General features: G+C 50.7%; 1 protein-coding gene and 1 pseudogene. Both read right to left on the bottom strand.

Annotated elements, in window-relative coordinates:
- Window positions 1-323 (bottom strand): hypothetical protein (locus MM213_RS20710; protein WP_241414783.1); only part of this gene is annotated, 323 nt, incomplete at its 3' end.
- 55 nt (window positions 324-378) lie between these two features.
- Window positions 379-828: pseudogene (locus MM213_RS20715) on the bottom strand (hypothetical protein); the annotation flags it as partial.

An 828-nucleotide genomic window follows, 5' to 3' on the forward strand; every position in this document is an offset into this window, starting at 1 on the left:
TCTCCGTTCAAGGTATCGTTATCCAATACATTGCCCGGTATTGTGCCACCTGTCGTGCCGTTGATCGGACCGAAGTCATCATCATTGGCCACTATTCCTGGCGCTGTCACAGTTACAGTTACTGTCGCCGTATCACAGTTGTCTGGATTCAACACCTCACAGATGCTGTACTCTACTTCGTAGTCTCCCGCTGGCGTGTTCGGTGCTACCGTAACCGTTCCATCTGGGTTGATCACTACCGGAGAGTCAGGATCTACATTGATCGGTGTCAAGATCACATCATCAGGGTTCACAGGATCTCCGTTCAAGGTATCGTTATCCAATACATTGCCCGGTACTGTGCCACCTGTCGTACCGTTGATCGGACCTAAGTCATCATCATTGGCTTCTATCGCTGGCGCTGTCTCCGTTCAAGGTATCGTTATCCAATACATTGCCCGGTATTGTGCCACCTGTCGTGCCGTTGATCGGACCGAAGTCATCATCATTGGCCACTATTCCTGGCGCTGTCACAGTTACAGTTACTGTCGCCGTATCACAGTTGTCTGGATTCAACACCTCACAGATGCTGTACTCTACTTCGTAGTCTCCCGCTGGCGTGTTCGGTGCTACCGTAACCGTTCCATCTGGGTTGATCACTACCGGAGAGTCAGGATCTACATTGATCGGTGTCAAGATCACATCATCAGGGTTCACAGGATCTCCGTTCAAGGTATCGTTATCCAATACATTGCCCGGTACTGTGCCACCTGTCGTGCCGTTGATCGGACCGAAGTCATCATCATTGGCTTCTATCGCTGGCGCTGTCACAGTTACAGTTACTGTCGC

The organism is Belliella alkalica (assembly GCF_022549785.1).
GTDB classification, from domain to species: domain Bacteria; phylum Bacteroidota; class Bacteroidia; order Cytophagales; family Cyclobacteriaceae; genus Belliella; species Belliella alkalica.